This window comes from Candidatus Tenderia electrophaga (assembly GCA_001447805.1).
In the GTDB taxonomy this organism is placed as follows: domain Bacteria; phylum Pseudomonadota; class Gammaproteobacteria; order Tenderiales; family Tenderiaceae; genus Tenderia; species Tenderia electrophaga.
Genome location: CP013099.1, coordinates 684,015 through 706,367 on the forward strand (window position 1 = coordinate 684,015; position 22,353 = coordinate 706,367).

Here is a 22,353-nt window from a genome sequence, read left to right on the forward strand (position 1 = left end):
TTATTCACCACGCACCATGCTGGCGCGAATGTCGCTGATCAGGCCTTGCAGTGGGCGGCCCCGGCCTTGATCGGCGTGGCCGTGCAGGCTGCGGCCCAGCGCTACGCTGCCGCCGCCGTTCGCCGGGACGGCCAGCAGCCGCTCTGCGCGGCTGTCCCATTGCACCCGATAAAAGCCCTGGGTGACGCCGGTAATGGGGAACATGGCGCGCCGGTTGCCGCGAATGAACAGCAGATAACGTTGGCCGCTCTGGAACTGGGGCAGGCCGGGGTAGAACTGGGCCTGGTCGCCCACCACGCCGCCGATCACCTTGAGGGTGTAGGCACCGTCCGGCGCCGGGCCTTTAATGGTTTCGATTGCGTTCAGACGGATGGTGGAAAAGATGGTGCCGGCCTCGCGGCCCTGGCCCCAGGCGCTGGCGATGTCGGTGACCGTGCCCACCAGGATTTGTTCCGACAGGGCCACCAGCTCGTCGAAGGAATGTTCCGCCGTCGTCAGGGCGCGGGCCGGGGCGGCGCACAGTATCAAGACAAAGGCCATCAGCCCTGCCATTCGCTTACTGCCGGCGCCACGATGATTGTGTCTACGCATGTCTACCCACCCCTTTGCTTACGCTCTATAGAAGGGGTCGTCCCGGCGGCGGGCTTATTGAACGGTGATGGGGGGATCTGTGACGTGCGTCGCAGTTTTTGACCGACGTCGGCCCGGTCACAGAACTGTCTTTAAAGTTTCATCGGGCTGTCATGAACGATTGTCATAGTGGCGCCAGTGAATAACCCGCTGGAGCAGCGCGAGTGTCGCCCATCCATGTCATCCGTCCGCTGAAATACCGCGCCATCTGGATCTCGGATGTGCATCTCGGTTCCAAATACAGCCGCGCGGAGTTCCTGCTCGACTTCCTCAAGTCCACCGAATGCGAGTATCTCTATCTGGTCGGCGATATCGTCGACCTGTGGGCCATGCGTAAGGCGGTGTACTGGCCGCAGAGCCGCAACAACGTCATTCGCAGCATTCTCGGCAAGGCCAAGCGCGGCACCAAGATTATCTATATCCCCGGCAATCACGACGCCATGGTGCGCGATTTCGCCGGGGCGCGCTTCGGCGAGGTTGAAATCAGGGACCACGCCATTCACACCACCGTCGACGGCAAAAAGCTGTTGGTCTTGCACGGCGACGAATTCGACAGCGTCATCCGCTGCAACGGGCTGATGAGTCTGGTGGGCTGCTGGGGCTACGATGTGTTGATGTGGTTCAACCGTGCCCACAACGGCCTGCGCCGGCTCTTGAACCTGCCTTACTGGTCGTTGGCCTCGTATCTCAAGCAGCGGGTCAAAAACGCGCGGGACTATATCGAGCGTTTCGAGACCATCGTGGCCAGGGAGGCCAAACGCCGCGGCGTGGACGGTCTGGTGTGTGGCCATCTGCACCGCCCTGAGCTGACCTATATCGACGAGGTGCTGTACTGCAACGACGGCGACTGGGTGGAGACCTGCACCGCCCTGGTGGAGCGTCACGACGGCAGCCTGCAGCTGCTGCACTGGGCCGACGAGAAACATACGCTCAAGGATGTGCAGGCCGAGGGAAGACTTTCATGCGCATCCTGATGCTGTCGGATGTCTATTTCCCGCGCGTCAACGGTGTCTCCACTTCCATCCAGAGCTTTGCCCGCGAGCTGCAACGCCAGGGGCATTCGGTCACCCTGATCGCCCCGGATTACGGCGCCGACCACAGCGACGAGCTGGAGCTGCTGCGAGTGCCCTCGCGCAAGGTGATCGTCGACCCGGAAGACCGCATGCTGAAGATGGACTGGGTGCTGCAACGGGTCGATCTGCTGGCCAAATGCGAATACGACCTGATCCATGTCCAGACCCCCTTCGTGGCCCATTACCTTGGCCTGAAACTGGCGCGCCAGCTCGGGCTGCCGCTGGCGGAGACCTATCACACCTATTTCGAGGAGTATCTCTACAACTACATTTCCTACCTGCCCCGCAGCTGGCTGCGTTTTGCCGCGCGGCGTTTTTCCACCGCGCAGTGCAACAGCGTCGACCACGTGGTGGTGCCGTCGGCGCCCATCGAGCAGGCGCTGCGCCGTTATGGCGTGAAGACGCCCATCACCATCGTGCCCACCGGCCTGGAGCTGGACAGATTCAGCGGCGGCGACGGCGCGCGCTTTCGCGATGCCCACGGCATCGACCGCGACCGGCCGCTGGCGCTCTATGTCGGCCGCATGGCCCACGAGAAGAATATCGCCTTCCTGTTGCGCGCCATGAAACAGGCCATCCGCGCCATGCCCGAACTGCTCTTCGTCATGGCCGGCGAAGGCCCGGCTGAGCACTGGGCCTGGCAGTGGGTGGAGCGCGAGGGCTTGAGCGACAATGTGGTCTTCGTCGGTTACCTGGACCGCGCCACCCAGCTGCTGGACTGCTACCGCGCCGCCGACCTGTTCGTGTTCGCCTCGCGCACCGAGACCCAGGGACTGGTGCTGCTGGAGGCCATGGCCCTGGGGACGCCGGTGGTCTCCACCGCGGTGCTGGGGACGAAGACGGTATTGTGCGACGGCCGCGGCGTGCTCATCGCAAAGGAGAACGAGGACGACTTCAGCGCCAAGGTATTGCAGCTGATGCGCGACGACACGGCACGCCAGACACTGTCGCAGGCGGCGCTGGACTACGTGCAGGATTGGTCCATCGGCCGCATGGTGGAGCGCAAGCTCGAGGTCTACGCCCGACTGTTGGCAACCCAGCCGAACGGGCGCGCCGCGATCGGCGATTCCGCCGGCTGATGCCCGGCAAGACGCATTCATACAAATTGCATATACTCGAGGCAGGCATTTGTATGAGGAGGCGGTCTTGCTACAACTTCAGTTTCTCGGCGCGGCGCAGGAGGTTACCGGTTCCTGTTTTCTGCTGCGTGTCGGAGATAAAACGGTACTGGTGGAGTGCGGCCTGATCCAGGGCTCTTTCGAAGACGAAGCGCGTAACCGCAATCCCTTTGCCTTTGATGCCGCCGCCCTGGACGCGGTGGTGCTGACCCACTCCCATCTCGATCACTCCGGCCGTCTGCCCCTGCTCGCCAAGGCCGGTTATAGCGGACCGATCTACACCCAGCATGCCAGCGCCGATCTGTGCCGTATCCTGCTGAAGGATTCCGGCTACCTCAACGAAAAAGAGGTGGAGTGGGAGAACCGCAAGCGTCAGCGCAAACGCAAACCGCTGCTGGAGCCGCTCTATACCTTGAAGGAGGCCGAGGCGGTGCTGGATCAGTTTGTGCCCTTGGATTACGGCGTGGAGATGGAGATCCTGCCCGGTGTGCGGATTCGACTCAATGATGCCGGTCACATTCTCGGTTCCAGCATTGTCGAGCTGTGGGCCAGTCATAAGGGCGTGACGCGCAAGCTGGTCTTCAGCGGCGACCTGGGCCATCGCGGCGCGCCCATCCTTAAGGATCCGACCCTGATTGAGGAGGCCGACCTGGTGCTGATGGAAAGCACCTACGGCGACCGCGCCCATCGACCCTGGGACCAGACCTGGGCCGAGCTGGAGCAGGTGCTGCTCAACGCCCGTCACGACAAGGGCATCGTCATGATTCCCGCCTTCGCCGTGGGGCGCACCCAGGAGCTGCTCTACGCCTTCAATCTCAATTACGACAAATGGCAGCTGGATCGTTGGTCCATCTTTCTCGACAGTCCCATGGCCATCGAGGCCACCGAGGCCTATGCCCGCCACCGTAATCTCTACGATCGTGAAACCCGGGCGCTGCAAAAGCAGAACGGCAATCCCTTCATGCTGCCCAATCTGCATCTCAGTCGCACGGCGGAAGACTCCATGGCCATCAACCGCATCCGCAGCGGCGCGATCGTCATTGCCGGCAGCGGCATGTGCACGGGCGGGCGCATCAAACACCATTTCAAACACAACATCTGGCGCCAGAACTGCCATGTGCTTATCGTCGGCTTTCAGGCGCGCGGCACCCTGGGGCGTAAGCTGGTGGACGGCGCCAAGGAGATCAGCCTGTGGGGCGAAACGGTCAGTGTCGCCGCCCGGGTACATACCATCGGCGGCTTCTCGGCCCATGCCGATTGTCACGGCCTGCTCGATTGGTATGGTGGCTTCGAGGGGCGTCCGCCCATCGCCCTGGTACATGGTGAGCCGGACCCCATGAACGCATTGGCGCAGCAGGTGCGCGAGCTGGGTGCCACTAAAGTTTTCATCCCCGAGTCCGGCCAGACACTCGACCTGGTGCATATGAAACCGCTCTGATGGATGCGGTTAAACGGCAGTACGAGCGCTTCCCGTATCCCCCCGTCAGTGCCCTGGCCCTGCCCCGTTCCGGGCAAGGACGGGGCCTGCGATACGAGCGTGCCGTGGAGCTGGCGCGGGACCGGCACCTGGATGAAATTGCACCGCCGAGTCACCGCAGCATCCGCATCCTGGTAGCCGGCTGTGGCACCTTGGAGGCGCTGGTGGTAGCCCGCGCCCATCCCTATGCCGAGGAAATCGTCGCCCTGGATTTGAGCGGGCGCGCCCTTGCCATCTTGCAGCGCCGCCTGCGTTGGGCGCGCATCCGCGATCTGTTCTATTTGGCGCCGCTGCGCGGGCGACCCACCGCGCCGGTGCGCACCGTGGCCGCGGATGTGCGCAGTTGGCACGATGCGCGGGGCTTTGATTACATCCTTGCCAATAACCTGCTGCACCACACCGAGCAGCCCGGCGCTACTTTGCAACACCTGGCCGGTTTGTTGAAGCCGGGCGGGGTGTTGCGCCTGGTCACCTATCCGGCCATGAGCCGTTTCTGGCTGCGTCAGACCAGTGCCTGGCTGCGCTGGCACGGACTCAGCGCCGACACGCCGGGGCTGAAACGGCGCGCCGGCGAGGTGATGGCTGAACTGCCCCGGTCCCACCCGCTGCGCAGTTGTTTCCAGGCCCACAGCGAGACCGCCACCACCGATGGCTTGGTGGACGCCTTCTTCCATGCCTGCGAACGGCCGTTGTCACCGCTGCAGTGGCAGCAGGCCAGTGAGGCCGCCGGCTTGGAGTGGCTGGGTGAGACCCAGTCGGCCTACGCCCGGGCCGAATTTCTCAGCGAGATCTTGCCCGCGACGGCCGCTCTGTCGGCCTGGCAACGCTTACAGGTGCTGGATGACATGCTGGAATTGAACAGCAATCCGGTGTGGTGGTTCCGCAGGCGCGGCGCGACCACGCCGCCGGCCGCCGCGCAGGGCTCAGGTGAAGTGGATGCCGCGCGCGGCGCTACCAGCGTTGCCGGGCTTATGTCGCAATCGGATCAAGAATGGTTTCTGCCCTCGGCCATCCATTGGCAGCTGGGTCGCAGCCTGCGCCGCGCCGACGCCTTGTTACAGCAGGCCGGATGTTCGGCGACGCAATTGCTCGCCTTGCTGCGCAGCGAAGTGGGGCCGCGGGTGGGACGCAACGGCCGCGACGTGCCGGGACTGACCCTGGGTGAGTATAGCGATGCGGCGCTGCTGCAGGCCGCTCAGCCGCCCGACACGGCCCAGTGGCGCCAGCTGCAGGATGGGCTTGGCCGGGGCGTCAGGCTACGTTATCGGGGACGCCCTGTGCCGGGTGAGGATTTGCAGCGGCAGGTTGAATGGTTGCAGCTCTATTATGGTCCCTTGGAGAGCCGCATCGGACCGCTGCAGGCGGGCTGATTTGATGCCTATGTTAAGCTAATGGGTATCGCTTAGAGATCAAAGATGTCCCCATGAGTAACGAATACAAGAAACACGAGGGCAAGGGCGCGCTGCACCAAGGTCATGCCCGTTCCGCCCCTTATCCGGTCAGCCGTCTCGGCGCCAATGTTGAATTGGTGGACCTGGTGCAGCAGATCGCCACCGCCGACAGCCATATCAATACCCGTGTCTCGGCCAAGCTGCAGGTGATTGCCGATCAAATCCGTAATCTGCAGGCGGAGGCGCGCGAGGTGCTGGAATCGGCCCAACGTGATCAGGATCTGCATCGCGCCCAGTGCAATTTCAAGCGCATTCCCGGGCGCACCTATCACCTCTACCAACGCAATGACGGCAGCAACTATTTTTCCATGCTTGGCCCCGACGACTGGGGCGGCCGCGCGCCCCATGAATTCCAGGGCAGCTATCGGCTGGAAAACGACATGTCATGGACGCCGGCCGATCAGGTCGACATGCCCGACGACAGCCGCGAGCTGGTCAGGCGTTTGCTGGGAGAGCGTTCATAACAGCAGCACCCCTTATTTTCCCTTGCCGTTCGCACAATCCGGCAGCCGCCCGGTGAGAAATGCGGGTGAGGTGTGTCCCTGCGCGTTAATCCTTGTCCTTCCTGAAACTGACGACCTTTTTGAGTGGCGACAGGTTGATCTCGTCGATCACCGTGCCGGGGCGGCTGTCGAGGATCATCCTGATGGCGGCGGCGACATCGGCGGCTTCGATGTAATTGGCGGCGTCTGCGCCGTGGCTGAAGCTGAGTCGGTCGAAGAAAGCGGTCTTCACCATGCCGGGATTGATGATGCTGACGTGCACCCCACTGCCGCTGCATTCCTGCCGCAGGGCCTGGGCGAAGCCGCGCAGGGCGAACTTGCTGGCGCAATAGAGGCTGCCTTTCTGTGAACCTTCCAGCGCCGCCTCCGAACCGATGAAGATGATGTTGCTGTGGCTGCGTTTTTTCAATTGAGGCAGGAAGGCGCGGCAGACGAAGGCGTGGCTGGTGAAGTTGAGATCCATCAGTTTGTAGATCTGCTTGTAGCTGAATTCCTCCAGACTGGCGAAGCGTCCTTGGCCGGCGCAATTGATAATGGCGTCCACCTCGGGGTATCGCCTGGCCAATGCGCCGAGCTGATCCGGCAGGGCCTTGATATCGCCCAGGTCCATTTCCGTTGCGATGAAATTGGCCGAGTCAATCTTGCATTTACTGAAATCGCGGGCGATGCCGATGACATGGTGGCCGTCCTGCAATAGCCGTTCGGCGCTGGCGCGGCCGATGCCTGAACTGGCGCCGCTGATGAGCAGGGTGCGGGGCGGGTTAGTCATCATCCTGACAGATAAACAGTTTCTCTTCGGGCATTAACTGTAATAGTTTTTCCCGGCAAAAGGCTAGCATCTCCTGTTCCAGTTGTGTTTCGTAGGAGACCATCGGCTGCGATTCGGCCAGCGGCCCGGCGAACAGTTTCTCTTGTGGATAGAGTTTGACCATGTTGCGGTAAAAGCCCTGGGGCATACGAAAGGCGCCCAGACTGACCGAGTGCAATCCGTCCAGATCGATGCGGGTGAAGACCTGTTCAAAAAAATCACTGTACAGCCGTTGATACTCGTCGCAGTAAATGAGCGGGTCGAAACGCAGCCCGACGGGCCAGCCGGCCTGTTGCAGTTTTTCCAGGGCGTCGAGCCGCTTCGGCAGCGGCGCGGCCTTGTGTTCCAGCGCCTCGGCCACTACCGCGGGTGAAAGACTGAAGGCGACCACGCAGTTCGGCATGGCCTCCATTTCCAGCAGGCTGCGGATCTGGGTGCTCTTGGTGCGCAGCTCCAAACGGGCCTTGTCTAGATTTCTGAACAGCGGCAGGGTGTGCTGCATAAAGCCGGTGACCGGTTCCAGGGCCAGACTGTCGCAGTCGTAACCTGAGAAGAACCACGTCGTCTCGTCCGACTCGGCGACGCGCTGTTCGATGGCGCCGTGAAAGTCTTCGTAGTTGACGAACAACACATAGTTGGCCGAGCGGTACATGCCCTGTAAAAAACAATAACGACAGTCATAAATGCAGTTGAGCATGTGCGAGAAATAATAATTGCGTCGACCGCCGATGTTGTAGCCGAGCGGCGCCTCGAGGACCCAGTGGTCATGCTTGCGCGCCAGGATCAACGCCGGGCGTTGCTTTTGCAGGCGAAAGTTCTGGCCCTTGGGATTGAACACCTCGCCGTAGCGTTCACACGTGACGACCCGGGCGTGGGGGAAGCGCTGGCGTATGGCCACGCTGCGCGGGTGATCGAGGACCGCCTGCTCGATGTACAGCGTCTCGATCATGCCGGGGCGAAGCTCAGCGGCATGGCATCAATGCGCTGCCTGAGTGCGGTGATGACCTGCCTGCTATTGCGGGCCCCGGCGAAATCCTCCACGTCGGGGCGTGTCTCGCCAAGCGCCTGGCAGCGCTGCAACAGGCGCTGCAGTTGGTGTTGTTGTGCGACGCTGAAGTGCCAGCGTTGCAGGAAGGTGTCCATGATCGCCGCCGTCGCTTGCTGTTCTGCCAGCTGCTGGTCTAGCTGGGTGAGCGTCTGCAATAGGGCATCAAGGCAGTCGAGCCGGGCGTCGATGAGCGCCTCGACCTGTACGGCGGTAAGCTGGTCGGCCGGATGGGCGGCGTTGTCCGAGATCACCTTGAATACATGCACCAGCTCATGGCTGTTGAACCGGCTCGCGGCGGCGTAAAACCCCGCGGCCTCCATGTCGTAGGCGCTGTTGTCGGGGTAGGCGTGCTCGGCTTGCGCGACGCTCACCAGGTCGACCGTCGCGCAGGGCGGCTGAAACGGCAGCGGCGGATACCAGGTGTTGCCGCTGGCGGCGTCGCTGAGCTTGTGCGCCAGCACCGCCTCACCCACGTCGAGATGGGGATGACCGGCGACACCGAGATTGATCCAGACATGTCGGGCGCGGGGATCGGCGCCCTGCAGATAGGCGCAGGCCGCTGCCGCGGCGCAGCTGCCGATACCGCTGATGATCAGGCGCAGTTGTTCATTTTCATAGATACGAAAGCCGTTCTCGCGCTGCCGTCCGTGCAGGCGATAACGGCGAATCAGGGGCTTGGCCTCGCAGGGGAGGGCGGTGACGAGGTGGATCATGTCTCTGTGCCATAAAAAATGGAACAGAGATTTTAACAGCCTTTAGCCGGAGAGTTTGAACTGGCCCACCAGGGCCTCCAGGCCGCGGGCCAGCTCCGCGAGCTGCTGGCTGGTCTGGGTGGTGCGGCCGGCGCCGTCGGCGGTGACACGGGTGGCCTGGTTGATGGCGTCGATGTTGCGGTTGACCTCTTCGGTGGTGGCGCTCTGTTCTTCGGTGGCGCTGGCGATCAGGGTGTTGAGATTGGAGATGTTCATCACCGCTGTGGTGATCTGGGACAGGGATTCGTTCACCTGAGCCACCTGCCCAGCGCCCGCCTGGCCCTGGCTGCGGGCCGATTCCATCACCTGTTTGGCGTTCTGGGCCGCGCTTTGCAGCTTGGTGATCACCTCTTCGATTTCGTGGGTGGAATCCTGGGTGCGCAGCGCCAGGGTGCGCACCTCGTCCGCCACCACGGCGAAGCCGCGCCCCTGCTCACCGGCACGCGCCGCTTCGATGGCGGCGTTGAGCGCCAGCAAGTTGGTCTGCTCGGTAATATCCTTGATTACATCCAGGATGACGCTGATGTTGCCCACATCGTCGCTGAGTTGATTGATGGCTGTGGCGGCGTCTTCCACTTCCTTGACCAGATCGTTGATGCCGTTCATGGCCTGGCTCGAGATATTGGCCCCTTCGCTGGTCTTGCTGTCCGCTTCCCGGGCCGAGGCCTCGGCGTCGGCGGCGTTGCGCGATACTTCTTGTACCGTGGTGGCCATCTCGTTCATGGCCGAGGCGGCCTGGTCGGTTTCGCGCTGTTGGCTTTTCAGTTGATTCTCGGATTCATCGGCGATGCTTTGCATTTGTTTGGCTTCGGCGGCGAGGCGGTGGGTGGACTGCGCCACTTCGGCGATGATCTTGTGCAGTTTGTCGAGGAAGGTATTGAAGTGGCGCGACAGCTCGGCGACCTCGTCATTACCCTTGGGGGTCAGGCGCTGGGTGAGGTCACCGTCGCCCGAGGCCAGTACCTGCAGCACCTCAACCACTTTTTTCAGGGGGCGGGTAATGGCGCGCGATACGATCAGGCCGTAGATGAACGCGATGACGCCATTGAGCAACAGGTTGGCCGCGATCGCCTCCAACGGGTGGGTGAAGCCTAGCAGTTCCCGTACGACAAACTCACCCAGTATAATGGCGAGGATGACATTGATGGCGATGGCGAGTTGGATCTTGTGGCCTATCTTAAGGTCCTGCAACTTCATAATCCCTCCGGCGGATTGGGCCTCATGCACGTGTGCTAATAAACTATCTTGATTGTGGTTTTCGGGTGTTCTAGACGTCAAACTCAGGTGCCCCTCCCCTTTGTGTCGGCCGCCGGCCGACGATGTTTAGTTCGACAGTCCGCTTTCAGCGCTCAAGTTTTGAGCTCTGCGGTGGTGCGGGTTGCCTCGACATTGATCGCTTACGCCGCCCAGTCCCAGGGCCATGGCCGCGATCTGAGCTTTGCCGCGCACCTGCCGCGGGGGGCGGCGTCGATCTGTGTGAAATTTACTGGCGCGTCAGGATTGCCTGACAGCGTTGCCTCGGTCAGCGCGATGGTGACGCGCTACTCGGCCAGTTCCTCCATCGGCACGGGCTTGCCGAAGAAAAACCCCTGTGCCAGGTTGCACTGACTGGCGCGCAGAAAATCGAATTGGGCGGCGTTTTCCACACCCTCGGCAATGACCTCCAGCCCCAATTTTTGTGCCAGTGAGATGCTGGCCTCGACAATGGCGGCGTCGTTGGGGTCGTGGGTGATGTCGCGCACGAAGGTCTGGTCTATCTTGAGCACATCCAGAGGAAAGCGTTTGAGGTAGGCCAGCGAGGAATAGCCCGTGCCAAAGTCGTCGATGGCGATACGAATGCCCATGGCATGCAGCGCCTGCAACTGTTCGGCGGCGGCGGCCGGGTCGTGCATGATGGTGTTTTCGGTGATTTCCAATTCAAGCCGTTCAGGCGGCATGCCTTCCTCCGCCAGCACCCGGCGCACCTTGTCGAGCAGGTCGGGGTCGCTGAATTGGCTGGCGGAGATATTGACGGAGACGCGCAAGCCGTTGTGACACCCGTCCCGATGTTGCACACAGGCCTGGCGCAGCGCCCACTCACCGACGGCGATGATCAAACCGGTGCTCTCCAGCATGGGCACGAATTCGGCGGGGGGGATTAACCCGCGTTGCGGGTGCTGCCAGCGGATCAATGCCTCAATGCCGACGGCGCGACGGCTGGTGAGTTCCATCTGGGGTTGGAAATGGAGCCGGAACTCATCTCGTTCCAGGGCGCGACGCAGGTCGGTCTCCAGGGCCAGAAGTTCGTGGCCGCGATCATTCATTTCCCGTGTATAGAAGCGATACTGGCCACGCCCCGCGGCCTTGGCTCGATACATGGCGCTGTCGGCATTGCGCAGCAGATCCTCGACGCGGCTGCCGTCGTGTGGAAAAACAGCGATACCGGCACTAAAGGTGACAAATATATCCTGATTTTCAATCATCAAAGGGCGCTCGAAGGCGGCGCGTAATTTGCGCAATACTGCCAATACGGCGTCGACCTGCTCCAGATCGGCGACCAGGATGGTGAATTCGTCTCCCCCGTGGCGGGCGATTGTGTCGTTGGGCCGCAGCACGGATTGCAGCCGCCGGGCCACCAGCTGCAGCAATTCATCGCCGGCGGCATGTCCGAAACTGTCATTGACCCGTTTGAAGTTATCCAGGTCGATGAACATGATGGCGACAAAGCGGCGGCGCCGCTTGGCGCCTTTCAATTCAGCCTGCAAACGGTCCATTAACAGAAAGCGGTTGGGGAGCTTGGTCAAGCCGTCGTGGGTGGCTTGATGCTGAAGTTCGGCTTCGAAGCGTTTGCGTTCGGTAATGTCACGCGCAATCATTGAAAGGTATTCCACCGTGCCGGACTCATTGGCATGGACAAGCATGACCTGGGAGACAGGGATTTCTCTGCCCTGGGTGCTGTGCAGGACGGTTTCTCCGGCCCAGGGTTCTGGTTTGTGAGTGGTATGCATGATTTCTTGCATTATGTTATCTACCAAATGGCGCGGAAAAATGTCCTTAACACGGTATTCACGGACATCTTTCTCGCCTTCGAGTGCAAGCATGTCGCGTCCCGCGGCATTGATATAACATAGTCGCCCGCCGGGCTCGAACATGGCTACCAGGTCGGTCGTTGCCTCGAGGATGGTCACCAGGCGTGAATGCTCCTCGTCGGCCAGTATGCGCTCGGTGATGTCCCGGCCGGTGGACACCAGGTGCGTAATCTCGCCCCGGCCGTCTTTAAGCGAGGTGATCACTTTTTCTTCGTAAAACAGTTCTCCGTTTTTGCGCCGATTAATCATTACGCCTTCGAATGCTTCACCGCGTCTCACCGTCGACCACAGCGCCCGATAAAAGGCCTCGTTATGACGGCCCGATTTCAGGAGCGAAGGTCGCCGACCGACAGCCTCTGCGCGGGTATAGCCCGTCAATTGTTCAAAGGCCGGGTTGACGTATTGGATGTGGCCGTCGGGGTCGGTGATAAATACACTGTCCGCGGCTTGCTCCACCACCAATGATAATTTTTTTACCGTTTCCTGTACTTGACGCCGTTCGCGCCGCAAGCGGAATTCATGAATTTCACGATTCACGGCCGGCAGCAAGCGCGTCAAATTATCTTTCATGATGTAATCCTGTGCGCCGCTGCGCATGGCTTCGACCGCGGTGTCTTCGCCGATGGTGCCGGATACAAAAATTAAGGGTAAGTCCGGATCGTGTTGTTTGGTGATTGCAAGCGCCCTGATGCCGCTGAAACTAGGCATGGAAAAGTCTGACAGCACGATATCCCAGGGCTGTGTTAAGGCGGCCTCCAGCGTCTCTTGTTTATCCACCCTGTACCAGTCAATATTGGCGCCGGCAGTTTTCAAATGCGCCGCCAGTAACAGAGCATCGTCTTCAGAATCTTCTGCCATCAGGATGCGCACTGTTTCAGTGTCCGGTTTCTCTTGCGGATGTTTCATGCGCGCTTCACCCAGTATGTGTTAACCGATTGCGGGTTCATTGATGAGTAGCCAGTAAAGCCCAAGTTGTCCGGCCGCGCGAACGAATTCGTCAAAGTCTACCGGTTTGCGTACATAGCTGTTGGCACCCAGCGAATAACCCTTGAGGCGGTCCTCTTCTTCGTTGGAAGAGGTCAGAATCACCACCGGCAGGTAACGGGTCCGCTCGTCAGCGCGTATGCGCCGCAATACCTCGAGGCCGTCGATTTTGGGGAGTTTGATATCCAGTAATATTACGGCGGGCAGGGTGACCTCGGCATCGCTTGCCTCCGAACCAAACAGATACGCTAAGGCTTCAACGCCATCGCGCGCCACAATCACCTTGTTGTTGATATTGTTTTTCTTCAACGCATGGAGGGTAAGTGCCTCGTCGTCGGGGTTGTCTTCTACCAGCAGAATGTCCTTGTGGTTCATCGCGACTCCATCTGAGTTTGCAAAGTGAAATAAAAGCTCGTTCCCTGATCTACGCTGCTCTCGGCCCAAACGCGCCCGCCGTGTTTGCTGATGATTCGCTGGACTGTCGCCAGGCCGATACCGGTGCCGGGAAATTCACTGCTGGCATGTAAACGCTGAAATGCGCCGAACAGCTTGTCGACATAGGTCATATCGAAGCCGGCGCCATTGTCGTGCACAAAATAGGTATCGACGCCATCGCTGCTTGTGCTGCCGAATTCAATCTTGGCGATGTCGCGTTTGGCGGTGAACTTCCAGGCATTGCCGAGCAGATTGTCCAATACAATACGTAGCAATCGGCTGTCTCCGGTAGTCTGTAGGCCGGGCTGGATTCGGACTTGCGCCTGTCGTGTGGGATCGCCTTTTTGAAAATCCCGTATCACGTCGTCGGCCAATCGGCTTAAGTCTACGGGCTCACGTTTCAGCTCCGCGCGGGTAACGCGTGAAAGCTTGAGCAGGTCGTCAATCAGCGCCCCCATCTTCTGGGCGGCGGCGCAAACGCGTTGCAAGTATTCGCGGCCGCCATCGTCGAGTTGTGCGCCGTACTCGTTTAGCAGGATGCGGCTAAAGCCGTCGATGGCGCGCAGGGGGGCGCGCAGATCGTGTGAGACCGAGTAACTGAAGGCCTCGAGTTCGTGGTTGATGGACTCCAGTGCCTGGGCCCGCTGGCTGAGGGCCTGGTTCAGCTGTCGCACTTGTTGTTCCGCCTGTTTGCGAGCCGACGCGTCGCGGATAATGCTGGTGATCAGAGTGCCGGCTTCGGTGTATATCGGGCTCAGACTGACTTCCACCGGGAATTCACTGCCATCCTTGCGCAGGCCGTAGAGTTCGAGTCCGGTGCCCATGGGACGGACGATGGGCCTGGCGATGTATTCGTTGCGGTAGTCCTTGTGGTGATTGCGCAAATGCCGAGGAATGAGCACTTCGATCGCTCGTCCTATCAGTTCTTCACGGGTATAGCCGAACCATTGCTCGGCCCGTGCGTTCACCAGGTTGATACAACCTTGTTGGTCGACGATGACAATGGCGTCCGGCGCCAACTCAAGCAGGGTTCTGAAACGGGTTTCACTGCTACGTAGTTCGTGCTCCGCCCAGCGACGTCTTGCCAGGTGATGGGCGCTCAGCCAGCTGATGGCGGCCAATAATATAATCATGACCGCAAAGATGATGCCCATGTTTTTAGCATAGTCCTGGGTTTGGTTGCTTAATATGTCGGTGGGCAGCCGGGTCATGACCAGCCAGTCATTCGGGCCAATTGCGGTGGGAATACCGGGGTTTCCGAGCGCAGTCTCAGGCGCTATCCTGCTATAGGTAAATAGGTTGTTTTTCAGGCGGAACTGGGAGTGTTTGGGGCCTTCGTTTATGATCGACCAAGCCGCACTATGGTGCTTGGCGAAGCTGGTGTCGCGGCGCTGCGGATACATAAAGCCCCATTCCAGCTCCGGACTCGGGCCAAGCAGCCAATATCCTTCCGCGTTAAGCAGCCAGATTTGCCCGGCGCCTTCGGCGGCGATGGCGCGGATGCGCTCGAGTAGTCGCTGCCCGAGGTAATTAAGCGCAATCAGCCCACGTTTTTGCCCTTGCCGATCAAATACCGGCGTCGCGATACGCAGCGTCGGTTTGATGGGCTGCACGATTTCGCCGAACTCGACGTTAAGATCAAAAGGCGTGGCGTATAGCTCGCCTTGTTTGAGGGGCAGGGCTTCTTGAACGTAATAGCGTTCTGATTTGTCCTGCAACGCTTGCTTAGGTACGGGTATAACAGCACTTCCTTCACGGTTGACCCGTGCTTGCTCCAGGCCTTGTAGGTCGATAAAGCGGAGATGGTCATAGGCGGGCCGGTGCTGGAGAAAATTGAGTAATTCAGCACCGAACCGCTGGCGCGTCGCTGGAGTGTCTTGGGCGAGAAAGTCTTGCAAGGCAGGTAAGTTGGCCAGGTACAGTGCGTCATTGCCGAGGCTTTGCAGTTCGGTGGTGATGACTTGCCGCGCCAGACGGATCGACTGCCACTCGCGTTCGCGGGCAATGGTCAGCGCGGAGGCGGCCTGGGTACGATATAACAGCCACAAGATGACAGCCAGTAATAGCATTAACGGCAGCCAGATCGATATGAATGTCAACCACGTGCGTCGGCTATTCATGCGGCCTGGGTCCCGTCATCTGCTACTGGGAATGAATCCTTGTGCATACGGAGCGGCAACTATCCTTAGTCTCAGTCTATCCGTGTTAGGCCTTGAAAGCGGTCGACAGGCCTGAAGCTATTTCTGTACAGAATATGGGGAAGAGCGCGCGTATTATTGCCGTGTAAAACCAAACCCCCGCTTGAAAATAGATCATTTAATCAAGGAAGTACAGTGATTCGACGGATGGGTCCGCGGTCTAAGCCGGGTTAAATAAGGGCGCGAATTCCCGGATGATTTCCAGATTATTGTGTTTATGCGCACCCTTGAGCAGAACGCGCAGTTTGCTTTGCAGCATGTCTTCGGCGGCACGGCGATCCGCTTCCGCCAGCGCCTGCTGCGCGAGACATTTGTGCAGGGCCCGGATGCGGAAGCGGTCCATGCCCCAGTGCTGTCGCGAGAGCTGATCCGCATGGCCGCCGTGTTTGATGATCAGCGGCTGCTCGCAGTACAGCACCGGATAACGCGCGCTGATGCGCAGCCATAGATCGTAGTCTTCGCAGGCCGGCAGGGTCTCGTCAAACAGGCCGATCTCATGGAATAGCTCGGCTTGTATCATGGTCGCGGAGGGCGAGATGGCGCACAGGGGCAGGCAGTGGTGAAAGATCCAGCCGCCGGCCTTGGCGTGTTTATCCATTGGATTGACACGCACGCCGTGGCGAATCCAGATCTCGTCGCTGTGAATCAGTGTATTGCCGGGCTGTTGTGCCAGCATATGCAGTTGCGTTGCCAGTTTATGCGGCAGCCATTCGTCATCCGAGTCGAGCAGGGCGATCCAATCGCCGCGCGCCTGCCGAATGCCGCGATTGCGCGCCGCGCTGACGCCGCGGTTGTCCTGCTTAAGATAAATCACCGACGCATAGTGCTGCCGGACCAGCTGTTCGGTGCCGTCGGTGGAGCCGTCATCGACCACGATGACCTCGTCCGGCGCATGAGTTTGTGCCAATACCGAGTCCAGCGCGCGCGCCAGAGTATGAGCACGATTATGGCTGGGAATGATGACGGAGACGCTGTGCATTTAGAGCTTAACCAGCGGGCGCAGCCAGCGTTTATAGAGTGCATCAGCGTGAGACTGGAGTGTGGCGATGCGCTGTTCCAGGTCCTGGCTGAGTTGTTCCAGGGTTTGAATACTGTCGCCAGCGTGGGCGATTTCATCGGCATGCAGTCGCGCCCAATCCATTACCATATCCGCAGTCATCTCCACATGGCATTGCATGGCCAGGGTGTTGCCCATGACGAAGGCTTGGTGTGGGCAATGGCGGCTGCTCAGGATGTTGCTCGCGCCCTCGGGAATGGTGAAGGTCTCGCCATGCCAGTGGAAGGCGGTGAAGCTTGGCGGGAGTCCTGCCAGCCAGTCGGCCGCGGCCGGGTTGCGCGCTTGCCGCACCTCGAACCAGCCCAGTTCCTTGACCGGATTGGGGCGGACCGTGCCGCCCAGGGCCTTGCTGATCAACTGTCCGCCGAGGCAGTGACCCAACACCGGCATCTCGATCGCGACGGCGCGGCGGATCAGGGCCAGCGCCGGGCCGATCCAGGGAATGTCATCATTCACGCTCATGGGGCCGCCCATGAATACCAGCGCGGCGCAGTCCTCCGGGGTGGCGGGTACCGGTTCGCCCAGGTCGAGATGGATGACCTGAAACGGCAGATGATGGCGCTTAAGAAATGTGCCGAAGTAGCCCGGCCCTTCGGCGGCGACATGGCGCAAGATACAAATCGGTTTCATATGCTTGGTCGGGTGAAAACACGATGGCGTAGTGACTTATTGTGGCTTAACATGGTGGCCGGGTCCAATCGGTCATCTGATGTAAGGCCATGAGCGCAGACGCTATCGTTTTTTACATATTCGTCATCTTCACCGGCGCCGCCTTGCTGGCCACAGTGGGCCTGTATGCGCGTCAGTCCCTGTTGGTGGTGTATATGCTGCTAGGTGTGTTGGCCGGGCCGTCGGTGCTGGGCTTGGTCAGCGATGCGGAGGTGGTCAAGGGTATCGCCCACATAGGCGTGATCTTTCTGCTGTTTCTCATCGGCATTAATCTACCGCCGCAAAAACTGATGCAGATGCTGGGCAAGACCAGCATCATTGCCGGCATCAGTTCCGTGTTGTTCATGATCATCGGCACCCTGTGTGGAATCGCCTTCGGTTTTGGCGTGGCCGAATCTTTGATCATGGGCGCGGCGATGGTGTTTTCCAGCACCATCATCGGCCTCAAGCTGTTGCCCACCACGGTGCTGCATCACCAGCACATCGGTGAGATCATTATCAGTATCCTGCTGCTGCAGGACATTCTCGCCATATTCATCCTCATGCTGTTGCCGGCGCAGTGGCATAACGGCGCCCCCTGGCTCGACATGCTGACGATGGTGTTTTCCCTGCTGGGCCTGATCGCCTTCGCCTATCTGTTCGAGCGCTATGTGCTGATCAAGTTGATCCGGCGCTTCAACCGCATTCATGAATATATCTTTCTGGTGGCCATCGGCTGGTGCCTGGGCATGGCGGAACTGGCCGAGATAGCGGGGCTGTCGGCTGAGGTGGGGGCCTTCATCGCCGGCGTGGCCTTGGCCACCAGTCCCATTGCCTTGTTCATCGGTGACAATTTGCGGCCGCTGCGCGATTTCTTCCTGGTGATCTTTTTCTTCGCCCTGGGGGCCGGCTTCGAGCTGGACATGCTGGGCAGTGTCCTGTGGCCCAGTCTGGTATTGGCGCTGTTGGCCCTGGTCTTGAAGCCGCTGATCTTCAAGCTGTTGCTGGTGCGTTATGACGAGACCGATAAGGTGGGCATGGAGGTGGGCGTGCGGCTGGGGCAGATTTCCGAGTTTTCCCTGTTCATCGCCGTGTTGGCCTTGGAGTTAGACGTGATCGGACAGCAGGCCTCCTACGTGATCCAGCTCAGTACCATGCTCACCTTCGTGTTTTCATCTTATTTTATTGTCATGCGTTATCCCTCGCCCATCGCCCTGTCTGACGAATTGCGGCGGGATTGATCCGATCAATGAAACTGTTTGATGATGCATTGTTGGACGGGTTGGTGGCGCAGGCCAAGGCCGCGCCGCGGCTGCGCGCCAATCATAACGTACATGTTCATCTGGACGAGCCGGTGCAACGTCTGTTTATCGCGATTGAGCCAGGCAGCTATGTGCGCCCGCATCGCCATCCGGAAGCGGGTAAGTGGGAGTTCTTTCTGGTGTTGCGCGGCCGTATCGACGCACTGTTGTTTGACGCCGGCGGCACGCTGCTGCAGCGTGAAGCCTTGACGCCCGGCGGCCCGGTGCAGGGGTTCGAAATCCCACCCAACACCTGGCATTGTGTGCTGGCTTTGGAATCGGGCTCGGTGTTCTTCGAGGTCAAGCAAGGCCCCTATGCGCCGCTCGGCGACAAGGACTTCGCCGCCTGGGCGCCGCCGGAGGGCGCCGCGGGCAGCGCCGAGATGTATGACTGGTTGGTGCGTGCCCGTCCCGGTGACTCGCCGCCGGACCTGTGATGGTGTTGCTCCCCCGGCCCACGCCCGTACAGACGCTCCATGATCCCCTGTTGGAGCGCGCCGGCGTGGAGCTGCTGATCAAGCGGCTTGATCGGGTTCACCCGCTGATCTGCGGCAACAAGTGGTACAAGCTCAAATACAATCTGCCGGCGGCGCGTGAGCAGGGTTACGAAACCGTGCTCAGTTTCGGCGGCGCCTGGTCCAATCACATCCATGCCCTGGCCGCCGCCGGGCGCGCATACGGCTTTGAAACCGTCGGCGTGATCCGCGGCGAGGCGCCGCGCAGTCTGACGCCGACGCTGCGCTTCGCCCGCGATCAGGGCATGCGGCTGCACTTTCTCAGCCGCGCCGATTATCGGCGCAAGCACAATGCCGAGATCGTCGAACGGTTGCGGACTGAATTCGGTGATTTTTATTGGCTGCCGGAAGGTGGCAGTAATGCCTTGGCGGTGCGCGGCTGCGCGGAAATCGTCGCCGACGTCGATCAAGCCTTTGATGTTATCGCCTGTGCCTGCGGCAGCGGCGGCACACTGGCGGGGTTGGTGAGCGGGCTGGCGGGCAGGCGCCGGGCGCTGGGCGTCGCAGTGCTGAAGGGGGCGACGTTCTTATATGACGCGGTACGGGCACTGACGGCGGCCGATTATGACAACTGGCATATCGATCTGGATCATCATTACGGTGGTTATGCCAAGACCACACCGGACTTGTTGGCGTTTATGCATGAATTCGAGGCGCGCCATGCCATGCCGCTGGACCAGGTGTACACCGGCAAACTCATGTCGGCCTTGTACGATTTGATCGCCCGGGGCGCGTTCGCCCGGGGCAGCACGCTATTGGCCCTGCACAGCGGCGGTTTGCAGGGCCGCGCCGGGCTGGCGTAGAGTAAGGACGATTGAGCTCTGAGACTGTTCCCATGAATAAAGCGATTCCCATCAAGGTGGAGATGACGCCGGAAACCAAATGCGGCTTTTGCACCGCCTCCAAATGTTGTACCTATATCACCCATCAAATCGACGGGCCGCGCAGCAAGGCCGAGTTCGATTATCTGCTCTGGCAGGTGTCCCACGAACGCGTGGCGGTGTTCAAGGACGACGACGGCTGGTTTCTGCTGATCAATAATCCCTGTACCCATCTGCTGCCCGACGGTCGTTGCGGTATTTACGCGACCCGGCCGCAGATTTGCCGCGAGCACAGCAATGATAACTGCGAGTTCGATGCCAATATGGAAGAGGAATTCGAGCTCTATTTCGACAGCTATGAGGCCTTGTTGAGGTACTGCAAAAAGCGCTTCAAGCGCTGGGGGGCGTGATTTCCTCGAACTGGTGGAAGTAGGGGAATTCCGCGCTGTAACGGGGCGATTGTTTGCTGTCGGGATGACAGGCCGCCAGCAGATGGCGGATGCCGAACCGCGCGGCGGAGCGCAGGGCGTGTAGATTGTCGTCCACCAGCAGGGTCCGGTGCGGGGTAAAGGGGCTGCGCGCCTGCAACTCGGCCCAGAACTCGGGCGCCTCTTTGGGCAGGCCCAGTTCATGGGCCGAAATCAGTTCATCCAGGTGCGTGTCCAAGCGGGTGTGCTCCAGTTTCAGCGCCAGGCTGCGGGGATGGGCGTTGGTGACCAGCACGGCGCGTTTGCCGAGTCGGCGCAGGCTGTCAAGAAAGACCAGCGCGCCCGGCTTGATGGCGATCAAGTGGGCCACCTCGCGCTTCATGGCGGCGATGTCCAGCGTCAGTTCGCGGCTCCAGAAATCCAGGCAGTACCAGTTGAGGGTACCCTCGTGGCGCTTGAAGCAGGGCGCCAGCACCCGCTTGGCGGTGGGGATGTCCAGGCCGCGGCTGAAGGCGTAGCAGTGGGGGACATATTCCTGCCAAAAATGGCTGTCATAATTGAGGTCCAGCAGGGTGCCGTCCATATCCAGCAGGACGGTACTGATATTATTCCAGTCAGGCATGATTCACTCAGGAGGCCGAGGCGCTGCAGCTCGGGCTATAATACAGACATGCGCAGGAAACCTGAAATACTGGCGGCCGAAACCATCATCCAGACGCGGCTGTTTCATCTCGAACGCGTGGATCTACGCTTCGCCAATGGCATGGAGGTGCAATACGAGCGCCTCAAGACCGGTTCGGGCGGCGCTGTGCTGGTGGTGCCCATGCTGGATGACGATACGGTGATGCTGATCCGCGAATACGCCGCCGGCGTGCACCGCTACGAGTTGGCCCTGCCCAAGGGCCGCATCGAGGCGGGCGAGGACCCGCTGGCGGCGGCCGATCGTGAATTGATGGAAGAAATCGGCTACGGCGCCAAGCACTTGGAGCACCTGACCACGTTTAGCGTAGCCCCCGGCTATCTTGGACATCAGACCCAGGTAATCCTGGCCCAAGGGCTGTATCCGCAGCGCCTGGCCGGCGATGAGCCGGAGGAGATCGAGGTCGTGCCCTGGTCGCTCACCAATCTATCTGAACTGGTGGGGCGGGAAGACGTTACCGAGGCACGTAGCATCGCGGCTTTATATTGGGTGCGCGACCTGCTCGCCGACAGGCGCGGGGCATGAGTCCCTCGGCGCCCTACAGCGAGCTGCTCGAGCCGGTCAAGGCCGTCGCTCACGCGGCCGGTGATGCCATCATGAAGGTCTACCAAGGCCATTACTGTGTCGAGCAGAAATCAGACGACAGCCCGGTAACCGAGGCGGATTATGCCGCCCATAACGTGATCGCCGAGCGCCTGGCGGCCTTGACGCCGGATTGGCCGGTATTGTCGGAGGAGGGCGAGGCGGTGGCCTTCGAGCGGCGCCGGCAGTGGCGGCGCTACTGGCTGGTGGACCCCCTGGACGGCACGCGCGAGTTCATTAAGTGCAATGGCGAGTTCACCGTCAACATCGCCTTGATCGAAGACCATCGGCCGGTACTGGGGGTGATTCAGGTGCCGGTCAGCCGGGAGTGCTATTTCGCCGCCGCGGGCGACGGTGCCTGGTTTCAGCCGGATGGACAGGCGGCCTACGCCATCCGTGCCAGGCAATGGGACGGCGGGAACATCACCATCGCCGGCAGCCGTTCGCATCGCAGCCCCATATTTTGTTCCTTTTTGGAGTTTTTCGACGATTATCGCGTGTTGTCATTAGGCAGTTCGCTCAAGTCCTGCTACGTGGCCCAGGGGCGGGCCGATATTTATGCCCGTTTCGGACCGACCTCGGAGTGGGACACGGCGGCGGCGCAGTGCGTGGTCGAAGCGGCGGGCGGTCGGCTCACCGATCTGGCCTTGCGGCCCCTGCGCTACAACACCAAGGACTCGCTGATCAATCCGCCCTTTTTCGCCTTCGGCGACAGGCGCCACGACTGGTGCCGCTATGTGCCCAAGGGGCGATAAG

Annotated in this window: 22 protein-coding genes; 11 read left to right on the forward strand and 11 right to left on the reverse strand. The window is 60.5% G+C overall.

The genetic code is table 11. From position 1 onward, the window contains the following. The gene (locus Tel_03130) at positions 1–540 is read right to left on the reverse strand and encodes a hypothetical protein (protein ALP52220.1); all 540 of its coding nucleotides are present in this window, start codon (positions 538–540) and stop codon (positions 1–3) included. Positions 541–794: 254 nt separating this feature from the next. Between Tel_03130 and Tel_03135 the strand changes: the two genes are divergently transcribed. The 5 genes from Tel_03135 (at position 795) to Tel_03155 (ending at position 6,213) form a co-directional block, all read left to right on the forward strand. Next, positions 795–1,604, forward strand: a complete 810-nt coding sequence (locus tag Tel_03135; protein ALP52221.1) for a UDP-2,3-diacylglucosamine hydrolase — start codon at positions 795–797, stop codon at positions 1,602–1,604. Beyond that, positions 1,592–2,782, forward strand: a complete 1,191-nt coding sequence (locus Tel_03140) for a glycosyl transferase family 1 (protein ALP52222.1) — start codon at positions 1,592–1,594, stop codon at positions 2,780–2,782. Before Tel_03135 ends, Tel_03140 begins: the two co-directional genes overlap by 13 nt. A 67-nt stretch (positions 2,783–2,849) precedes the next feature. Beyond that, a complete protein-coding gene (locus Tel_03145) occupies positions 2,850–4,259 on the forward strand; it encodes an MBL fold metallo-hydrolase (protein ALP54713.1) in 1,410 nt (469 codons plus the stop codon). After that, positions 4,259–5,668 (forward strand): hypothetical protein, encoded by a 1,410-nt coding sequence (locus tag Tel_03150; protein ALP52223.1) that lies wholly within the window; start codon positions 4,259–4,261, stop codon positions 5,666–5,668. Before Tel_03145 ends, Tel_03150 begins: the two co-directional genes overlap by 1 nt. Positions 5,669–5,721: 53 nt before the next feature. Further along, complete coding sequence (locus Tel_03155) at positions 5,722–6,213, forward strand: hypothetical protein (protein ALP52224.1); 492 nt, start codon at positions 5,722–5,724, stop codon at positions 6,211–6,213. Positions 6,214–6,298: 85 nt separating this feature from the next. On the opposite strand, the gene Tel_03160 is transcribed toward Tel_03155, so the two are convergent. The 9 genes from Tel_03160 to Tel_03200 form a co-directional block, all read right to left on the reverse strand. Next, positions 6,299–7,021 (reverse strand): short-chain dehydrogenase, encoded by a 723-nt coding sequence (locus tag Tel_03160; protein ID ALP54714.1) that lies wholly within the window; start codon positions 7,019–7,021, stop codon positions 6,299–6,301. Continuing rightward, a complete protein-coding gene (locus Tel_03165; protein ID ALP52225.1) occupies positions 7,014–8,009 on the reverse strand; it encodes a DNA photolyase in 996 nt (331 codons plus the stop codon). Before Tel_03165 ends, Tel_03160 begins: the two co-directional genes overlap by 8 nt. Further along, positions 8,006–8,821, reverse strand: a complete 816-nt coding sequence (locus tag Tel_03170; protein ALP52226.1) for a hypothetical protein — start codon at positions 8,819–8,821, stop codon at positions 8,006–8,008. The genes Tel_03165 and Tel_03170 overlap by 4 nt, the downstream gene beginning before the upstream one ends. Positions 8,822–8,863: 42 nt before the next feature. Next, a complete protein-coding gene (locus tag Tel_03175; protein ID ALP52227.1) occupies positions 8,864–10,057 on the reverse strand; it encodes a hypothetical protein in 1,194 nt (397 codons plus the stop codon). Positions 10,058–10,401: 344 nt separating this feature from the next. After that, the gene (locus Tel_03180) at positions 10,402–12,834 is read right to left on the reverse strand and encodes a response regulator receiver protein (protein ID ALP52228.1); all 2,433 of its coding nucleotides are present in this window, start codon (positions 12,832–12,834) and stop codon (positions 10,402–10,404) included. Between the two features lie 21 nt (positions 12,835–12,855). Further along, positions 12,856–13,287: a two-component system response regulator gene (locus tag Tel_03185; GenBank protein ALP52229.1), complete on the reverse strand. Its 432-nt coding sequence runs from the start codon at positions 13,285–13,287 to the stop codon at positions 12,856–12,858. Then, positions 13,284–15,416 (reverse strand): hypothetical protein, encoded by a 2,133-nt coding sequence (locus Tel_03190; GenBank protein ID ALP52230.1) that lies wholly within the window; start codon positions 15,414–15,416, stop codon positions 13,284–13,286. Before Tel_03190 ends, Tel_03185 begins: the two co-directional genes overlap by 4 nt. 289 nt (positions 15,417–15,705) lie before the next feature. After that, on the reverse strand, positions 15,706–16,524 hold the full coding sequence (locus Tel_03195; protein ID ALP52231.1) for a glycosyl transferase: 819 nt from the start codon (positions 16,522–16,524) through the stop codon (positions 15,706–15,708). Next, complete coding sequence (locus Tel_03200; protein ALP52232.1) at positions 16,525–17,232, reverse strand: glutamine amidotransferase; 708 nt, start codon at positions 17,230–17,232, stop codon at positions 16,525–16,527. It abuts the gene before it with no gap. Between the two features lie 89 nt (positions 17,233–17,321). Here Tel_03200 and Tel_03205 point away from each other — a divergent pair, with 89 nt between their 5' ends. The 4 genes from Tel_03205 (at position 17,322) to Tel_03220 (ending at position 20,297) form a co-directional block, all read left to right on the forward strand. Then, positions 17,322–18,491 (forward strand): sodium:proton antiporter, encoded by a 1,170-nt coding sequence (locus tag Tel_03205; GenBank protein ID ALP52233.1) that lies wholly within the window; start codon positions 17,322–17,324, stop codon positions 18,489–18,491. Between the two features lie 8 nt (positions 18,492–18,499). After that, positions 18,500–18,988, forward strand: a complete 489-nt coding sequence (locus tag Tel_03210; GenBank protein ALP52234.1) for a hypothetical protein — start codon at positions 18,500–18,502, stop codon at positions 18,986–18,988. Continuing rightward, positions 18,988–19,869, forward strand: coding sequence for a 1-aminocyclopropane-1-carboxylate deaminase (locus Tel_03215; protein ALP52235.1), 882 nt, complete (start codon positions 18,988–18,990; stop codon positions 19,867–19,869). Before Tel_03210 ends, Tel_03215 begins: the two co-directional genes overlap by 1 nt. 62 nt (positions 19,870–19,931) lie before the next feature. Further along, on the forward strand, positions 19,932–20,297 hold the full coding sequence (locus tag Tel_03220) for a hypothetical protein (GenBank protein ALP54715.1): 366 nt from the start codon (positions 19,932–19,934) through the stop codon (positions 20,295–20,297). Here the strand turns inward: Tel_03220 and Tel_03225 are convergent. Then, positions 20,278–20,937 (reverse strand): haloacid dehalogenase, encoded by a 660-nt coding sequence (locus Tel_03225; protein ID ALP52236.1) that lies wholly within the window; start codon positions 20,935–20,937, stop codon positions 20,278–20,280. The two genes, Tel_03220 and Tel_03225, sit on opposite strands and share 20 nt — an antisense overlap. A gap of 48 nt (positions 20,938–20,985) precedes the next feature. Here Tel_03225 and Tel_03230 point away from each other — a divergent pair, with 48 nt between their 5' ends. Both Tel_03230 and Tel_03235 read left to right on the forward strand, forming a co-directional pair. Beyond that, positions 20,986–21,540: an ADP-ribose diphosphatase gene (locus tag Tel_03230; protein ID ALP52237.1), complete on the forward strand. Its 555-nt coding sequence runs from the start codon at positions 20,986–20,988 to the stop codon at positions 21,538–21,540. Further along, positions 21,537–22,352, forward strand: a complete 816-nt coding sequence (locus Tel_03235; GenBank protein ID ALP52238.1) for a 3'(2'),5'-bisphosphate nucleotidase CysQ — start codon at positions 21,537–21,539, stop codon at positions 22,350–22,352. The genes Tel_03230 and Tel_03235 overlap by 4 nt, the downstream gene beginning before the upstream one ends. Position 22,353: the final 1 nt, after the last annotated feature.

Coding starts and splice junctions, on each gene's coding strand:
- Tel_03150 (ALP52223.1), top strand. CDS start 4,259: ATGGATGCGGTTAAACGGCAGTACGAGCGCTTCCCGTATCCCCCCGTC.
- Tel_03155 (ALP52224.1), top strand. CDS start 5,722: ATGAGTAACGAATACAAGAAACACGAGGGCAAGGGCGCGCTGCACCAA.
- Tel_03225 (ALP52236.1), bottom strand. CDS start 20,937: ATGCCTGACTGGAATAATATCAGTACCGTCCTGCTGGATATGGACGGC.
- Tel_03180 (ALP52228.1), bottom strand. CDS start 12,834: ATGAAACATCCGCAAGAGAAACCGGACACTGAAACAGTGCGCATCCTG.
- Tel_03185 (ALP52229.1), bottom strand. CDS start 13,287: ATGAACCACAAGGACATTCTGCTGGTAGAAGACAACCCCGACGACGAG.
- Tel_03160 (ALP54714.1), bottom strand. CDS start 7,021: ATGACTAACCCGCCCCGCACCCTGCTCATCAGCGGCGCCAGTTCAGGC.
- Tel_03205 (ALP52233.1), top strand. CDS start 17,322: ATGAGCGCAGACGCTATCGTTTTTTACATATTCGTCATCTTCACCGGC.
- Tel_03195 (ALP52231.1), bottom strand. CDS start 16,524: ATGCACAGCGTCTCCGTCATCATTCCCAGCCATAATCGTGCTCATACT.
- Tel_03230 (ALP52237.1), top strand. CDS start 20,986: ATGCGCAGGAAACCTGAAATACTGGCGGCCGAAACCATCATCCAGACG.
- Tel_03140 (ALP52222.1), top strand. CDS start 1,592: ATGCGCATCCTGATGCTGTCGGATGTCTATTTCCCGCGCGTCAACGGT.
- Tel_03235 (ALP52238.1), top strand. CDS start 21,537: ATGAGTCCCTCGGCGCCCTACAGCGAGCTGCTCGAGCCGGTCAAGGCC.
- Tel_03220 (ALP54715.1), top strand. CDS start 19,932: ATGACGCCGGAAACCAAATGCGGCTTTTGCACCGCCTCCAAATGTTGT.
- Tel_03175 (ALP52227.1), bottom strand. CDS start 10,057: ATGAAGTTGCAGGACCTTAAGATAGGCCACAAGATCCAACTCGCCATC.
- Tel_03215 (ALP52235.1), top strand. CDS start 18,988: ATGGTGTTGCTCCCCCGGCCCACGCCCGTACAGACGCTCCATGATCCC.
- Tel_03190 (ALP52230.1), bottom strand. CDS start 15,416: ATGCTATTACTGGCTGTCATCTTGTGGCTGTTATATCGTACCCAGGCC.
- Tel_03200 (ALP52232.1), bottom strand. CDS start 17,232: ATGAAACCGATTTGTATCTTGCGCCATGTCGCCGCCGAAGGGCCGGGC.
- Tel_03210 (ALP52234.1), top strand. CDS start 18,500: ATGAAACTGTTTGATGATGCATTGTTGGACGGGTTGGTGGCGCAGGCC.
- Tel_03165 (ALP52225.1), bottom strand. CDS start 8,009: ATGATCGAGACGCTGTACATCGAGCAGGCGGTCCTCGATCACCCGCGC.
- Tel_03170 (ALP52226.1), bottom strand. CDS start 8,821: ATGATCCACCTCGTCACCGCCCTCCCCTGCGAGGCCAAGCCCCTGATT.
- Tel_03130 (ALP52220.1), bottom strand. CDS start 540: ATGGCCTTTGTCTTGATACTGTGCGCCGCCCCGGCCCGCGCCCTGACG.